Below are 17,050 nucleotides of genomic sequence, written 5' to 3'. Positions count from 1 at the left end.
ATTATTGAAACCCCAAATTCTGATGTCTTACATAAAGAATTAGGATAAAATAAATTGGAAATATATTTTTACATTGATATTATTTTATCATTTTTACAAAGATTTGTACTAAGCCCCATTATTAATTAACCCTTTTTCAAAACTGCCTGCATGAGCGAATTAGAAAATATTCTAAGAGAAATAACTCCACTATCTCCTGAGGACAGTTTTCTTGTGTTTGACAGGATCAAAGCCTCTTTTGACTTTCCCTATCACTATCATCCGGAAATTGAAATCAACTTTATCTACAAAGGGAAGGGATACCGCAGAATGGTTGGAGATCACACGGGAGAAATAGGCAATATAGAACTGGTATTGGTAGGCCCCAATCTACCGCATTGCTGGGCGAATTACAGATGCAAAAACAGAAAAACCCACGAAATTACAATACAGTTTAACCAGGATTTCTTTCAACAGTCCCTGATGGAAAAAAATATTCTGAAACCCATTAACAATCTGATGAAAGACTCTATCAGAGGGATTCTTTTTTCTTCTGAAACGGCTGAAAAACTAAAAGATTCGTTTCTCAATCTGTCAAAGATGAACAGTTTTGAATCATTCATAGAAATCATGAAAATTCTGAATGAACTGGCTGTTGCTGAAAATAAAATACTTCTTTCATCTTATAGTATTGAACTTGAGACTTTTGCTGATAATGATAAAATGAAGATTATTCACGATTTTGTTCATAAAAATTTTGAAAATAAGATCACACTGGATAAAGTAGCTTCCATGGTGAATATGAGCAATGTAACATTCAACAGGTTCATTAAAAAAAGAACAGGAAAGACTTTCATTAATTATCTGAATGAAATAAGAATCAGCTATGCAGCACGCTGGCTGATGGAAAAAAATCTTACGGTCTTTGAAATTGCTTTTGAAGCAGGTTTTAATAATATTGCGAACTTCAATAAGGTATTTAAGTCCATAAAAAAGACAACTCCTACTGAATTTAAAGAACAATTTAAAGGAGTCAAAAAAATTGAATAATCTACTCTTAAAATTCACTTTTCTGCCTGCTCAGTCACCAATAAAATAAAAATCCGGATATCTGTATCTGGGTTTATTTTTACTTAAAAATAATGATAAATCCTCTTTTTTTGATTGATTTAAAGGTAGTGTATTTTGTTGATATGTAGTGCTTTAATGGCTTTTAAATAAAATTGCTGAAAAAATAATATCGTTTTATGATAAAATAGTATTATATCAGACTGGCTACAAAATTTAGATTTGTGAATGTGAATTAAATCTTAACAAAACTTTAAATAATTTAATACATAAACGGCAAAATTTTGCTGAAAAAACAATAATTTTTTTTGTATTGAAAAATAAAGCAATGTAATTGATTCTCAATTAAATCTAACGAATCTAAACCTTATGAGAAAAGCAGTTATACCTGTTCTGTTCGTTTTTTCACTTACCGCGAATGCACAGGAGAAAAAATCGGCCGACACTACGAAGACAAACAGTATTGAGGAGGTCGTAGTCACCTCTTTGGGGATAAAAAGGCAGGCCCGCTCTTTGACGTATTCCAGTCAGCAGATTGGTGGAGATGAGCTTACAGAAGTGAAAACTCCCAATCTATTAAATTCGATCAATGGAAAGGTATCCAACGTACAGATCAACAGAACCAATGGTGTAGGAAGCTCCGTAAGGGTGATTATGAGAGGGAATAAGTCTGTAAACAATACACAGCCCCTGTATGTAATAGATGGAATTCCCATTATCAACGGAACAGGGAAATCTGCGGATATCGGACAGTATTCCAATATGCCGGATCCGGGAGATGTACTGAGTTCTATTAACCCTGATGATATTGAAAGCATCAATTTCCTGAAAGGAGCATCTGCTTCAGCATTATATGGTTCTGCAGGAGGAAACGGAGCCATTTTGATTACCACTAAAAAAGGACGTGCAGGAAAAAGTACAATTACTTACAGTTCCAGCCTTACTGTAGACAGGGCTTATAGTCTTCCAAAGCTGCAACACAGTTATTTGTCTTATGACCCATCTGTATCCGGATCACAGCCTGGACAATCTGTGGACAGTTGGGGTGCAAAGGGAGAATCTAAGGATTATCTTAAGGATTTCCTACAGACAGGAACTACATGGGTAAACAGTCTCTCTTTCCAGTCAGGAAATGAAAGATCAACCAGCTATTTCTCCATTGGTAATACAACCAATAAAGGAGTGGTTCCGATGTCTTATTTTGATCAGTATAATGTCTCTTTCAGGAATTCAAGTAAGTTTCTTGATGACAAACTGACATTAGATGCTAATTTTATTGGCTCATTACAGGAAAGTAAAAACAGACAGACTCCGGGAGCATCTTTTTCTCCTTTGACGAGTTTATATTGGTTACCTAGAGGAGTAGATTTTGATCAATACGGACCTGATAATTATTCTTATATAGATAAAACAAGATTCTTGCCGGCTCAGAACTGGTGGGAAGTAAACCCGGACGGAAGCTTCAAAGGAAATCCGGTAACACAGAATCCTTACTGGATTTTAAACCGAAATCCGGTTACAGTAAGCAATAAAAATACATATGGAGCGCTTTCCCTATCATACCAGATCAATCCTTGGTTAACAGCAAGAGTAAGAGGGAATTATAGCTGGAATATTTCAGACAGTCAGCGTGATATTGCAGCTTTTTCAGCACCAAGCTTACTGGCTAATGGTACTAATGGCAGAATGCTTAAAAATACCTACGAAAATACATCTACTTATGGCGATGTTTTATTAATTGGTAGTCCCAAAATAAGTGAAAACATCTCTTTAGATTTTACTGTAGGAGGAAGTATCAATACAACAAGAAATAAAATAGGGCAGATTGATAACGCTTATTTGGCGAATCCAAACCTTTTTACAGCGAATAATCTTCAGTGGAATATCAACAGATCGCCGGGAGATGGATATCACAATACCTATACAAATATGAAAAAGCAGGTACAATCTGTATTTGCAAGTGCTTCCGTAGGGTACAAAAATATGTTCTATGTAGATATGACCTTCAGAAATGACTGGGATTCTACTTTAGCATTAACTGGAAGAACAGGATTCGACTATGAATCTGTAGGAGCTAATGCTATATTGTCTTCTATCTTTAAACTTCCGGAAGTGATTAATTTCTGGAAAGTAAGAGGTTCTTATGCAACTGTAGGATTGGGATTACCTACCAATATTTCCAACGCAATGCTTGAATACAACAAAGGATATACGTATGGAGTAGATGCGGGAACAATTGTATATCCTAAGAGTTCTTTTGCAACAGGTGCTGGTTTTGAAGCATTGCTTCCAAGACCGGAGCTGAATAAAACATTTGAAGCAGGAACAGAGCTAAGGTTATTAAACAACAGATTAAACTTCGATATTACCTATTATAATTCTAATACAAGTAACCAGTTGCTTGAAACAACAGTCTTTTCAAACTTAGGAGGACTGGCACCGGGATCATATTATCTGAATGCAGGGAAAATCCGAAATACAGGTTTTGAATCATCTCTTTCTTATAAAATCTTTGGTTCAGAGAAATTCGGATGGACAGCTACTGTGAATGCTTCTGCAAACAAAAATAAAATTGTTGAATTGTTTCCGCCAAGTCTGAGTATTCCTGAAAATCAGCTTTTCTCATTGACAGGTGGGGGAGATTATACAAGACTTAAGCTGGGAGGTTCTTTTGGAGATCTTTACGGAATTAAATTCAAAAGAGATGATCAGGGACGTATTTTGGTGAATGAAAAAGGAGTTCCTTTAGCAGAAACTACCCCTTCTTATTTGGGTAATCCGAACCCTAAATTTATTCTTGGATTCAATAACGCATTCAATATTGGTAAATTGGGAATCTCTTTCCTTATCGATGGTAAATTTGGAGGAAAGGTACTTTCCTTAACAGAAAAAGCAAATGATATTTATGGGGTAAGCCAGTCCACAGCTGATGCAAGAGATGCAGGAGGAGTATCTATACCCAATGCAGTATATGCACCCGGAACTCCAAACGCAGGACAGGCTTATACTGGTTTGACCAATGCAAAAGATTATTATAAAGCAGTAGGAACTACAGAAGGATTTGGAAAAGGAGTTGATGAAGCTTATCTGTACAGTGCTACAACTGTACGTCTACGTCAGGCATCTGTTTCATATACATTTGATGTCAATTCAAAATATCTCAAAAATGCAACGGTAAGCTTAGTAGGAACCAATTTATTTTTCTTCTATAAAAAAGCACCGTTTGATCCTGAGCAGGTATCAGGGAATACACCTGGTGGAGTGGGAGTAGACTCATTCGGTCTGCCGGTTACCAGATCTATCGGATTATCATTAAAAGCTAACTTCTAACTTTTACAATTACGAAAAATGAAAATCAATACTATTAAAACATTGGTATTCGGAGCAGCAGTGCTGTTTTCCGCATCAGGATGTACCAATGACTTTGATCAATATAATCAGGAAAAGCTGGGAGGCCCTGAAAATTTTTATGCAGATTTTATCGCTGTTGTTAATCCTATGAAATCTATTCAAAGAGGGCTGCAGGCAGATTATCAGCTGTACCCAAACCTGAGTGCAGATATGTACAGCGGGATGTTCAGTACAGCAACACCATTTAATGGAGGGGTAAATAACCTTACTTATTCTATGATGGATGGATGGAACAACAGGATTATTGCCAGACAGCAGGATATTTTTAATTATTCTATCATTATTGATAATGCTGCTAAAAATAATTATCAAGGGGTAGATTTTACAGGAACATTTGCCGTGAAGAAAATTCTTAAAGTAATTACGGCGGCAAGAGTTTCAGACAACCATGGGCCTGTAGTCTACAGTAAATATGAAACACCGAATTCTAACGGAGTTACAGATTTTGATTCTCAGCAAGATGCCTACAATTATTTTATTGCTGACCTTAGTGCAGCTATTACAGATTTGCAGAAGGTAATTGCCATGCCGGCAACAAAGAATGTAGAAGATAAAGCTTCTCTGAAAAATGCTGACTTGGTGTATGGCGGAAATATGGCTCAGTGGGCAAAACTTGCTAATTCATTGAAGCTGAGGTTAGCGATGAGAATAAGCTATGCAGACCCTGCAAAATCTAAACAATATGCAGAAGAGGCATTAGCTTCACCTGCAGGATTGATTACTGACAATGCAGATAACGCTTTGATCAGTGTAGGACAGTCAGAATTAAGCTTCATCATTTATTCATGGGGAGACTGTCTGATCGGCGCACCTTTGATGGCTTATATGAACGGATATAATGACCCAAGACTTCCTGCATACGCTATTCCGGCATCAGATGCTAGTCTACAGGGAAAATACATAGGAATACGTCAGGGAATTGATCTGTTAAATGGTAAATCAACATACGGAGGATTCTCACAACCACAGGCAAAATCAGCCAATGGAGATTATTTTTCCGGTACTGATGGGAAAATGAAATTATTCACTGCGGCAGAAACATGGTTCCTGAAAGCTGAAGCTGCTTTGAGAGGATATGCAGGGGCAGGAGATATTCAAACGAATTATACTACCGGAGTTCAGCAGTCTTTCGGAGAATGGGGAAAAAGTGCTAATGTTGCTGCTTATCTTGCTGATACAACTTCTACAGAAGCACCTTATCTTGATCCCAAAAATGCAGACAATAACGTACTTGCTGGAAACCCACAATTAAGTACCATTACTATTGCATGGAATAACGGGGATACCAACGAAAGAAAATTAGAAAGAATTATTACCCAAAAATGGCTTTCTCTTTATCCAAACGGACCGGAAGCATGGGCAGAGCAGAGAAGAACAGGATATCCGATTCTTTTCAAGGTAAGAAAAAATGACAGCGGTGGAGCGATCAGTACGGAAGCAATGATCAGAAGAATTCCTTTCACTATTGATACCAAAACTTCATTATATAACTACCAGCAGGCTGCACAAATGCTGAATGGACCTGATACCGGAGGCACTAAGCTATGGTGGGATAAGAAATAAAAAATATTCAGAATCACTCATTAATAAAGAGACATCTCAAAATCAGATTTTTATTTGATACATTCATTGAGGCAGGAGAATAGAGTAGAATCTCCAAAAAATTTATAGTTTCGTTTTTTTAGCCTGAATGAACTTTTGAGATGTTCTCTTTTATTTAGAATTTATTTTCAAATATGGGAAAAAACAACTCCGGAACCCGTCGGATTCAGCCAATTCTCTGGATTTCCACATTATACTTTGCAATGGGTGTTCCCTTTGTAACCATTAATGCGGTTTCAGGAATCATGTATAAAGATATGGGAGTTTCGGATTCGCAGATCACATTCTGGACTGCCCTTATCTTATTCTCCTGGACGTTAAAGCCACTTTGGAGTCCGTTTCTGGAGATCTATAAAACAAAAAAATTCTTTGTTGTTTTTACCCAGTTTGCAATAGGAATTCTGTTTGCTTTGGTGGCCTTAAGTCTGCCAGTGCATGATTTTTTCAAATACAGTATTGCACTTTTTGCAGTAATAGCATTTTGTGGAGCTACCCATGATGTAGTAGCGGACGGAACGTATATTGGTTTTCTTACCAATAAAGAGCAGGCAAAATATATTGGCTGGCAGGGCGCTTTTTACAATCTGGCTAAGATTATCAGCAGTGGGGCACTCGTCTATTTTGCAGGTGTTTTAGAAAAGACAAAAGGAGTTACTCATGCCTGGATGATCATTATGGTGATCTATGCACTCCTGTTTTTTGTATTGGCTATTTACCACTATTTTATTCTTCCAAAAGAAAATAAAGAAGAACCAAAAGATGAGAAAACGGCCGGAAACGTTCGTAAAGAACTGTTGGAAGTAATTACCTCTTTCTTCACCAAAAAGAAGATCCTGTGGTGTATACTCTTCATTATTCTGTACCGTTTTGCAGAAGGATTTGCGATCAAAATAGCTCCTTTATTCTTTAAAGCTCCAAGAACTTCAGGAGGACTGGGATTATCCACTTCTGATATAGGACTTGTATATGGAACTTATGGTTCTGCAGCATTCATTTTAGGATCTGTACTGGCAGGATATTTTATCTCAGCCCGTGGATTGAAAAGATCTTTGATATGGCTGTGCAGTGCATTCAATATTCCATTTGTGGTGTATGCATTACTGGCTTATTATCAGCCGGCAGATCTTTTACCCGTAGGAATTGCCGTGGTAGTGGAATATTTCGGATACGGATTTGGTTTTGTAGGATTAATGCTCTACATGATGCAGCAGATTGCTCCCGGAAAACACAAAACGGCCCATTACGCTTTTGCAACAGGGATTATGAACCTTGGGGTAATGATTCCCGGAATGTTCAGTGGAATGATCAGTGACTGGATCGGGTATAAAATGTTCTTTATCTGGGTCTTGATTGCTACCATTCCTGCATTTTTAGCCACTTTATTCGTTCCTTTCCCTTATCCGGAAAATCAGAAAGAACAACAAATCAACTAATAATAATTAAAAATAAAAAGTAAAAAATACTTTATGACAGCTCAATCAGTAATGATCCCTTGGCAGGATCGCCCGGAAGATTGCAATGATATCATGTGGAGGTTTTCCGAAAACCCGATCATTAACAGATATGCGATACCAACATCCAACAGTATATTCAATAGTGCGGTGATTCCTTTTGAGGATGGATTTGCCGGTGTGTTCCGTTGCGATAATAAGGCAGTACAGATGAATATTTTTGCTGGTTTCAGTAAAGACGGAATCAATTGGGACATCAATCATGATCCTATTGAAATGCAGGCAGGAAATACGGATATGATTGAATCCGATTACAAATATGATCCTCGTGTAACCTTTATAGAAGACCGCTACTGGATCACATGGTGCAACGGATACAATGGTCCTACCATCGGTATTGGATATACTTTTGATTTTAAAGAATTTTTTCAGTGTGAAAATGCATTTCTTCCCTTCAACAGAAACGGAGTTTTGTTCCCTGAAAAAATCAATGGTAAATATGCCATGCTGAGCCGTCCTAGTGATAACGGACATACGCCTTTCGGTGACATTTATATCAGCTATAGTCCTGATATGAAATACTGGGGTGAACACCGTTGCGTGATGAAAGTAACTCCTTTTGAAGACAGTGCTTGGCAGTGTACAAAAATAGGAGGAGGGCCGGTTCCTATTAAAACAGAAGAAGGATGGCTGCTTTTCTATCATGGAGTGATCAATACCTGCAGAGGGTTCAGATATTCAATGGGAGCTGCTTTGCTGGACCTTGAAGATCCTACAAAAGTATTGTACAGAACGAAGCCTTATCTGTTGGCTCCGGCTGAAGTGTATGAACTGACAGGAGATGTACCGAATGTGGTTTTCCCTTGTGCAGCATTGACCGAGGGAGACAAAGTAACAGTATATTATGGTGCAGCTGATACCGTAGTTGCTATTGCCTTTGGATATATCTCAGAAATCATTGATTTTATGAAAAAGAATTCAATTTAATACAGTAATATAAAGTTTAGGAAAATAGGTTAATCATCTTAATTTTCCCTTTTTCTGGGAATTTTATAATGGTTTTCCTATTTTTAAACCAACTTTAAATAAAAAAATCTTCGATACCTCTCTTATCATGAAAAAAGAACTGCTTATCTGCTTTTTTACAACCCTGATTTCTGTAGCCAGTGCCCAGCAAAATAAAAATGATGTTTTATCCTGGGTAGATCCTTTCATAGGGACAGGAGGACATGGGCATACATTTCCGGGAGCAACTACACCATTCGGGATGATACAGTTGAGTCCGGATCAGAATACGAAAAGTGGTGACTGGGACTGGTGTTCCGGATATCACTACAGCAGTAAGACGATCATGGGATTCAGTCATAATCATCTTAGCGGAACAGGTTGGGCAGACCTTGGAGATATTCTGGTAATGCCTACCGTGGGACAGGTAAAAATGGTTCCAGGAACGGAAGAGAATCCTGAAACAGGCTACCGTTCAAAATTTACGCATGATAAAGAAATAGCGTCCCCGGGATATTATTCCGTAATGCTGGACAGCTATGGAATTAAAGCAGAACTTACTGCTTCTCCAAGAGTAGGATTTCATAAATATACTTTCCCGAAAAGTGATGAATCTAATATCATTATTGATCCTACCAATAAAATTTTCGGAAATATCTACCATACATTAGTGAGTGTAGAAGGCAATAATAAAATCAAAGGATACTGTTACAGCAACGGCTGGGGAGGTAAACGATTTGCTTACTTCGTGATGGAGTTTTCCAAACCGTTTAAGTCTTACGGCGTTTATGCTGACGGAAAAATCAAAAATGATGAAAAAATTGCCCTTGCCAAGGATGCGAAAGCTTTTGTAAGGTTTTCAACCGAAGACCAGGAAAGTATTGAAGTAAAAGTATCTTTATCTCCGGTGAGTACAGAAAATGCACAGGAAAATTTCGATACCGAAGCTAAAAATATTGACTTTGCTAAAGCGAAAGAAACAGCTCAAAAGACATGGAGAGATCTGATCGGAAGATTCCAGGTGACAGGCGGTACAGACAGCCAGAGAAAAATTTTCTATACCGGAGTTTACCATACATTCATTGCACCCAACCTTTACATGGATGTAAATGGAGACTATGTTGCCGCTCAGGAAAACATGAATACCAAATGGTTCACCAACTACAGTACCTATTCTTACTGGGACGGATTCAGAGCAACACACCCGCTGTTGACCATCATGGATCAGAAACATACAAAAGAATTTGCCAACTCTTTGATCAGCAGATATACAGACCGTAAAGATCACATGCCAATCTGGGAGCTTTGTGGATATGATAATTTCTGTATGCTAGGATATCACAGTGCTTCGGTAATCTGGGATGCTATCTCAAAAGGAGTTCCTGGTATTGATGCTGAAAAAGCGTTTGCTGCTATGAAAGATGCCTCTTTAACAGATAAAATGAGCAGCAGCGATGGTGGCGGAGGTCTTAATGATTATATCAAACTAGGATATACCCCATCAGAAAACGGAGCTTCTGTTTCTGCAACACTGGAATATTCATATGATGACTGGTGCATTCAACAGCTTGCTGAAAAACTAGGGAAGAAAGATGAATCAGAAGTGTATAAAAAGCGTTCTATGAACTTCCTGAATACTTTCAATAAAGAAAATAATCATTTCTGGCCAAGACAAAAAGACGGGAAGTTCTTAGCAGATTTCACCCTTAACGACTGGAAAAAACTTCAGCCACATTGGGTTTCCGGAAACATCTGGGCATATGATTTCTTTGTACCCCATCAGATTGATGAAATGATGAATCTGTACGGAGGGAAAAAAGGATTTGAAGAAAAACTGGATAAAACCTTTACAGAAGCGCTGCATATGGAAGGAGAACAGCATGTGGATATCTCAGGATTCATCGGGTCTTTAGGATTCGGGGATGAGCCGGGACATCATGTTCCATACCTGTACAATTATGCAGGAAGCCCTTATAAGACTCAGAAAATGGTAAAATATATCCGTGATAATATGTATGCGGCTAAACCGGATGGAATTGTGAATAACGAGGATTGCGGACAAATGTCAGCATGGTATATTTTCTCATCACTGGGATTCTATCCTGTGACACCAGGAAAACCTGTTTATGCCATTGGAGCCCCACAATTCCCAAAAGCTTCTTTAAAGCTGGAAAACGGAAAGACATTCACCGTGATTGCAGACAAAATATCTGACAAGAATATCTATGTACAGAAAATGTTCCTGAACGGAAAGGAATACAAAAGCTGGGAACTAAACCACAGCGATATCATGAACGGTGGAGAGCTGAGGTTTGTAATGGGAAGTAAGCCAGTAAAATAAGACTAATAAAAATAAACGAAACAAAAGTATCAATGGAAAGGAGAAATTTTATTAAAACAAGTGCATTGGCAGGAGCTGGATTGCTGTTTACTCAAAATGTTTTTGCTAAAAACTTAGTACTGGATGATTTTCCTGTTGTCCGTGTTCCTAAAGAAAAAAGACATTTTACCAGCGAATCCGTAGAAAATGCGATCGCTACTTTTAAAAAGAAGGTTAAAAACAAAGAACTCGGCTGGCTCTTTGAAAACAGTTTCCCCAATACATTAGATACTACTGTTTACTATACAGAAACCAGCGGAACACCGGATACATATGTGATCACTGGGGATATTGATGCTATGTGGCTTCGTGACAGTTCCGCACAGGTTTTTCCCTATCTGCAGTTCTCCCAAAAAGACGAAAAACTGCACAAACTTATTTCAGGAGTTATTCATAAGCAGACTACTTTCATCCTGAAAGACCCTTATGCAAACGCTTTTTATAACGATGATCAGAAGATCAGTAAATGGAAAGAATATGACCATACTGACATGAAACCGGGAACCCATGAAAGAAAATGGGAAATTGACTCGCTTTGTTATCCTATCCGCCTTGCGTACCACTTCTGGAAAACAACAGGAGATACAAAACCATTTGATGCCAATTGGTTAAAAGGAATACAACTTACTCTGCAGACTTTCAAAGAGCAGCAGAGAAAAAATGATCTTGGACCTTACAAATTTGAGCGTACAACAGCTTGGGCAACCGATGGAGTTCCTATGGGAGGATATGGTTATCCGACAAAACCGGTTGGTCTTATCAGCTCTATGTTCCGTCCAAGTGATGATGCTACTATCTATGGATTCCTGATCCCGTCTAACTTATTTGCAGTGGTAAGCCTACGTCAGGCCGCGGAAATGGTTTCTCAGATTAAAAATGAAAAAGCATTGGCTCAACAACTGAATAGTCTTGCTGATGAGGTAGATGCAGCCATCAAAAAATACGGAATTTATAACCATCCTGAATTTGGAAAAATCTATGCTTTTGAAGTAAACGGTTTCGGAAGCTACAACCTGATGGATGATGCGAACTGTCCAAGCTTGTTGGGATTGCCTTATCTGGATGCGGTGAAAGCTGATGACCCTGTTTATTTGAATACAAGAAAATTCGTGTGGTCAGAAAATAACCCGTTCTTCTTCAAAGGTAAACTGGCAGAAGGGATAGGAGGTCCACATATCGGACTTGACATGATCTGGCCAATGAGTATTATTATGAAAGCGCTCACTACAAAAGACAAAAGTGAGATCAAATGGTGTATCAATACTCTACAGAAAACGCACGGTGGGACAGGCTTTATGCATGAATCCTTCCATAAAGACAATGACAAAAAATTCACCAGAGAATGGTTTGCATGGGCAAATACGTTATTCGGTGAATTGTTATGGAAAACCTTTAACGAAAACCCTGAGCTACTGACATAGCCCTCCCTTTTATATAGTTTTATTCATCTGAGATACTTTCCGGAAAGAAGGTATCAGGGGAACGCTATATAAAATTCAGACACCAAAACACCTTAAAAAAATTATACAATGAAAAAAAAATCCATCCTTACCGCACTGATGGCAGTGATGCTTCAGTCAGGTTCTCTGATTAACGCACAACAGCTTAATCCTACAGGAATTTGCTATGTGGAAGTGAACAACAACAACATCCTGAATGCAGGATCGTACAAACTGCAGACATCGAACAGTTATCTGTTCAATGTGGTGAATATTTTTGCGGCTAATATTAATTATGATACCAGCCGTGGCAGAGCGTATCTGTACTCCAATAATAATGTCACGAAAGTGCTTACCAATGCAGATACCTACATCAAGCCACTCCAGCAAAAAGGGATGAAAGTAGTTCTGACTATTTTGGGAAACCACCAGGGAGCAGGGATCTGTAATTTTCCTACTCGTGAAGCGGCAAAAGATTTTGCATTACAGCTTGCCAATACAGTGAATACCTATGGTCTTGATGGAATTGATTTTGATGATGAATACTCAGAATACGGAAATAACGGAACTGGGCAGCCTAATGACAGCTCTTTTGTAATGCTTGTTCAGGAACTCAGAGCATTATTACCGAATAAGATTATTTCATTCTATTATTATGGCCCTGCAGCTTCAAGGCTTTCATGGAACGGAGCCAGAGTGGGAGACAATGTCAACTACAGCTGGAACGCTATGTACGGAACATTCTCCGCTCCCAATGTACCTCCTCTTACCAAAGCACAGATTTCTCCTGCTGCCGTATGGATGGGAAATACTTCCAATTCTACCACCACCAGTCTAGCTACCCAAACTAAAAATGGTGGATACGGAGTATTTATGTGGTATGATTTACATGGAACTAACGAAGCGACACAACTTTCAGCAGGAACTCAGACATTATACGGAGAACAAACTGTTTTAAGCACTCCTTTACAATCGTGGACACAAGGTGCAAATTGTGATGCTCCTATCGGATTGTATACAAGCAATCTTACAGGAACTTCTGCAAAACTGAACTGGTCTGCAGTAGGAACCAATACGTATGATATTGATTATAAACCAGCTTCCTCAACAACATGGACGAATGCTGTATCTGCAACCAGCTCTACTTCCGTAACGGTTTCAGGTTTAACAGCAAATACTGAATATGACTGGAGAATCAGAACAAACTGCAGTGTAAAAAGTGCTTACATGTTTGCCCCAAGATTTACAAGCACTTCAGGAACAACGCCTACAGGTTCTTATGCTCTGTCTCTGGATGGAAGCACTGAATCAGGAGCTGCCGGAAGTATGAATCTGAGCGGTTCTGCATTATCTTTTGAAGGCTGGATCAAACCTTCATCATTCAAATCAGCTTCCCCATACATTTCTTCTATCATGGGAACTGAAGCAGGTGACAGCAATTCCGCATTCTTGCGATTGGGAGATGCCAGCCTTGCCAATAATAAGCTTCAGTTTGTAGTAAGCATTAATAATGTACAGCAAAAACTTGCTTCTGTAACAGCTTTGAATGCCAATACCTGGTATCATGTGGCAGCTACTTATGATGGAGCCAATATGAAAATTTACATCAATGGAGTTCTGGATGCAACTAAAGCACAGACAGGAAGTGTGAATTCAAACGGAGCGTTCAACGTAGGATATTTGTATAACACTTCCAGAAACTTCAATGGAAAGATAGATGAGGTAAGAGTTTGGAAACGTGCATTGAGCCAGACAGAAATCAGTCAGAATATGTGTAATGTGTCCGTTCCGGCTACTTCACTGGCTGCCTATTGGAAGTTTAATGAAGGCAGCGGTTCTACGGTTCAGGATACCTCAGGAAATGGAGTGACCTTAACATTGACAGGTGTTGATGCTTCCAATTGGGGAACCGATCTGCCGTGTACTACAGGAAGTTCACTATTGGCAAGGACTGCGGGAAGCCAGAAAGCTATAAGCGCAGGGCAGGTAAACATTAAAAATCAAATAAAATTATATCCGAATCCGGTAAGCAAATCTTCATCACTTACAGTTTCTGTTCCGGATGAATACAGCAAAGGAAAATTAACGGTATATGATCTTAATGGAAGAATTGTAGACACAAAATCACTGAATTCCGGAGATAATCAATATGAATTGACCAGGCTTTCAGCAGGGAACTATATCGTTCAGTTTGAATCTCATGATGGAAGCTTAAAACAATCCGAAAAACTAATTGTAAAATAATAACCTCAGTCATTGGGCTTCGGCCCAATGATTTTTCTACTACAAAATTGATATAACTATGAGAAAAAAATCCTTTTTTATTCCCTTGATGGCCCTGATGCTTCAGTCAGCTCCGTTGCTCAAAGCACAGCAGCTTGATCCTTTAGGAGTATGCTATGTGGAAGTGAACAACAATAATATGCTGAACGCAGGTTCATATACTTTGCAAAATACCAACAGACAGCTTTTTGATGTTGCCATTATTTTTGCAGCGAATATCAACTATGATGTTTCCAAAAACCGTGCTTATATCTCAAATAATAACAACGTTACCAAAGTTCTGAATGATGTTAATACTTATGTGAAACCTTTACAGCAAAAAGGAATAAAAGTATTACTGGATCTTTTAGGAAACCACCAGGGAGCAGGAATTTCTAATTTTCCTAACCGTGAGGCGGCAAAAGATTTTGCTTTACAGGTAGCTCATACTGTTTATACTTATGGCTTAGACGGAGTAGACCTTGATGATGAATATGCAGGGTACGGAAATAACGGAACCGGACAGCCAAATAACAGTTCTTTCGTAATGCTTTTGCAGGAATTGAAAGCAGCAATGCCGGATAAGCTGATTACATTCTACTATTATGGACCAGCAACAACAAGACAAACCTATAATGGAGATCTGGCTGGAAATTATATTGATTACACCTGGAATGCGATGTACAGCACATACAATGCGCCTGTAGTTCCTCCCCTTAATAAATCTAAAATATCAGCAGCTGCTACATGGATTCAAAACTCGAATCCCAGCTCAACTTCCGCAACTACATTGGCAAGCCTAGCGACCAACACAAAAAATGATCAATATGGCGTTTTCATGTGGTACGACCTGGCAGGGACAAATGTGGCCAGCTATCTGAGTACAGGTTCCAATATTCTTTACAACGAAAATACGCTCTTAAGCGGTCAGCTATACTCATGGTCTCAGGGACAAACCTGTGATCCGCCATTGGGACTTGATGTTTCCAATGTGACAGGAACTTCAGCCAAACTGAACTGGACTTCCAACGCTTCCCAGTCTTATAATATAGATTACAAACCAGCCAATTCAACGGTATGGACAAACGTTGCCAATAATTATTCAGGAAATAATATTGTCATCAATAACCTTACGCTGAATACAGACTACGACTGGAGAATACAGTCCAACTGCTCACCGACATTAACAAGTACTTATATTTTTGCACCAAGGTTTAACTCCGGAAGTGGCTGCACTACGCCATCAGGATTAACTTCCGGAAGTTTCCTTGGTAATACTGCTCAGCTATCATGGGATGCAGGAAATGCAACTTCATATACCCTGCAGTATAAAACAGCTGCAGCCACAACATGGTCTGAAATTCCAAATATTACAACCAACTCTTATGCACTTCAAAATCTTACCCCAAATACAAACTATGTATGGAAGGTACAGGCTGGATGTGCCGGAGGAACTACAAGTACTTATTCAGGAGAAGGATCATTCAATAGTGGTTTCGCGCCTGTTACAAGTCCGGGGGCAAGATCTCTTTCTTTTAACGGAAGTACCCATTATCTGAATGCAGGCCAATTTAACCTGAGTGGAAATGCGATGACATTTGAAGGTTGGGTAAAAGTAAATGCTTTCAAAACAGGATTCCCTTATATTTCATCAGTGATGGGTGTTGAAGTAGGAGATAATAACTCGGCAATGCTAAGATTCGGGGACGGAAACCTGGCGAATAACAAACTTCAGTTTATCCTGAGCTTCGGTTCATCACAGGTGAAACTTAACACGAATACAGCATTCAATACCAATACATGGTATCATGTAGCCGCTACTTATGATGGGGCAACAATGAAGATTTATGTCAACGGAAACCTTGATGCAACCTTTGCAGTAACCGGAAACTTTACAGCAAACGGAATCCTTTATCTGGGAAGAAACTATGACAATTCCCGTACAATCAACGGTTTTCTGGATGAATTTAGAGTTTGGAAAAGAGCTTTAACACCTCAGGAAATAGTAAGTAACAGCTGTAATGTTCCTGCCAACTCTACAGATCTTGAAGCGAACTGGAAAATGGATGAAGGAAGTGGAATGGGAGCTTTAGATGCTACAGCCAATACCCATTTTGCAACGCTGATCAATATGACAGATGCCAACTGGAAAACAGATGTTGCCTGTGCTTCTAATCTTGCAGTGAAAGATGTTGAATCTGTGAAGGAGAACAGCGCAGTCTATCCGAACCCTGTGAAACGAGGAAATGACATTCATTTTGCCATTAGTGACAATTCGGCAACTGAAGTGGCATTGTACGATGCCTCCGGAAAATTATTCAAAAAACAGAATATTAATCAAAATAATAACGCAGTCAATACGCAGGATTTAATCAGTGGTACTTATATTTACAAAATCACATCCGCAAATAATAAAGTACTATCAACAGGTAAAGTAATTGTAAAGTAAGGTT

At 38.7% G+C, this 17,050-nt stretch carries 9 protein-coding genes; all 9 read left to right on the top strand.

What is annotated here, in order from left to right; translation table 11 throughout:
* Positions 1–150 precede the first annotated feature (150 nt).
* The 9 genes from FW780_RS13515 (at position 151) to FW780_RS13475 (ending at position 17,046) form a co-directional block, all read left to right on the top strand.
* Positions 151–1,029 carry an AraC family transcriptional regulator gene (locus FW780_RS13515; RefSeq protein WP_149834071.1) on the top strand — a complete coding sequence of 293 codons (879 nt, stop codon included), beginning with the start codon at positions 151–153 and terminating at the stop codon, positions 1,027–1,029.
* 387 nt (positions 1,030–1,416) lie between these two features.
* On the top strand, positions 1,417–4,377 hold the full coding sequence (locus FW780_RS13510; protein ID WP_149834070.1) for a SusC/RagA family TonB-linked outer membrane protein: 2,961 nt from the start codon (positions 1,417–1,419) through the stop codon (positions 4,375–4,377).
* An 18-nt stretch (positions 4,378–4,395) separates the two neighbouring features.
* Positions 4,396–6,021, top strand: coding sequence for a SusD/RagB family nutrient-binding outer membrane lipoprotein (locus FW780_RS13505; RefSeq protein WP_149834069.1), 1,626 nt, complete (start codon positions 4,396–4,398; stop codon positions 6,019–6,021).
* A gap of 173 nt (positions 6,022–6,194) precedes the next feature.
* Positions 6,195–7,493: an MFS transporter gene (locus FW780_RS13500; RefSeq protein WP_149834068.1), complete on the top strand. Its 1,299-nt coding sequence runs from the start codon at positions 6,195–6,197 to the stop codon at positions 7,491–7,493.
* 33 nt (positions 7,494–7,526) lie between these two features.
* Entirely contained in the window at positions 7,527–8,498 is a 972-nt protein-coding gene (locus tag FW780_RS13495) for a glycoside hydrolase family 130 protein (protein WP_149834067.1), read from the top strand.
* 127 nt (positions 8,499–8,625) lie between these two features.
* Positions 8,626–10,857 (top strand): GH92 family glycosyl hydrolase, encoded by a 2,232-nt coding sequence (locus tag FW780_RS13490; RefSeq protein ID WP_167510712.1) that lies wholly within the window; start codon positions 8,626–8,628, stop codon positions 10,855–10,857.
* 32 nt (positions 10,858–10,889) lie between these two features.
* Positions 10,890–12,317, top strand: coding sequence for a glycoside hydrolase family 125 protein (locus FW780_RS13485; protein WP_149834065.1), 1,428 nt, complete (start codon positions 10,890–10,892; stop codon positions 12,315–12,317).
* A gap of 108 nt (positions 12,318–12,425) precedes the next feature.
* Positions 12,426–14,579: an endo-beta-N-acetylglucosaminidase H gene (locus FW780_RS13480; protein ID WP_149834064.1), complete on the top strand. Its 2,154-nt coding sequence runs from the start codon at positions 12,426–12,428 to the stop codon at positions 14,577–14,579.
* A gap of 58 nt (positions 14,580–14,637) precedes the next feature.
* Entirely contained in the window at positions 14,638–17,046 is a 2,409-nt protein-coding gene (locus FW780_RS13475; protein WP_149834063.1) for an endo-beta-N-acetylglucosaminidase H, read from the top strand.
* Positions 17,047–17,050: the final 4 nt, after the last annotated feature.

The organism is Chryseobacterium sediminis (genome assembly GCF_008386505.1).
GTDB classification, from domain to species: Bacteria; Bacteroidota; Bacteroidia; order Flavobacteriales; family Weeksellaceae; genus Chryseobacterium; species Chryseobacterium sediminis.
The sequence above is the reverse complement of the archived record's forward strand: the minus strand, read 5'-3'. Positions and strand labels throughout refer to the sequence as shown.